This window comes from Vibrio sp. 1562, from assembly GCF_033340155.1.
In the GTDB taxonomy this organism is placed as follows: domain Bacteria; phylum Pseudomonadota; class Gammaproteobacteria; order Enterobacterales; family Vibrionaceae; genus Vibrio; species Vibrio alginolyticus.
On the sequence record NZ_JAWOVY010000451.1, the window covers coordinates 1 to 641 of the forward strand.

1 protein-coding gene is annotated in these 641 nt (G+C 46.3%); it reads right to left on the minus strand.

The window, feature by feature from the left end:
* Positions 1-641 (minus strand): DegT/DnrJ/EryC1/StrS family aminotransferase (locus R7Z49_RS25750; protein ID WP_318112505.1); only part of this gene is annotated, 641 nt, incomplete at both ends.

The window sequence follows — 641 nt, forward strand, 5'->3', positions numbered from 1 at the left end:
TGATAAAACTCATAAGGGTGAGGTACTTTCGCCGTCGTCGTTACATGTTTAGTTTGTAGACCCGATTCTCTCGTTTTGCACAACACCATACCGCCTCCACCAGTCGTAATGATCTTGTTACCATTAAAACTGACGGCACCAAAGTCACCAACGGTTCCGGTATGCTGGCCTTTATAGAAAGAACCCAAGCTTTCTGCTGCATCTTCAACCAAAACAAGCTGCCATTTGCAGCAAACTGCCATTAGTTCATCTAACTCAACCGGATGACCAAACGTGTGCATGGGAACTGCAGCTCTGATACGTTGCCCCGTCGCTTTGTGAAAACACCCTTCCTCAGTGAGCGTTGCATGTTCCGCTAGGTAAGCCTCCACCGCTTTAGGACATAAACCAAGGCTAACTTTTGAAACATCAACGAAAATAGGTTCAGCTCCCATGTGATACAGGGCATTGCAAGTAGCGACAAAAGTAAGAGCTTGAGTGATCACCAAGTCACCACTTTGTACACCCGCCATATAAAGCGCGGCGTGCAATGCCGCAGTACCATTAACAGTGGCTACCGCTTTTGCACTACCAGTGTATTGCTCTATTTTTTGTTCGAATTGATCTACGAACTTACCGACACTTGAGACAAAAGTGCTGTC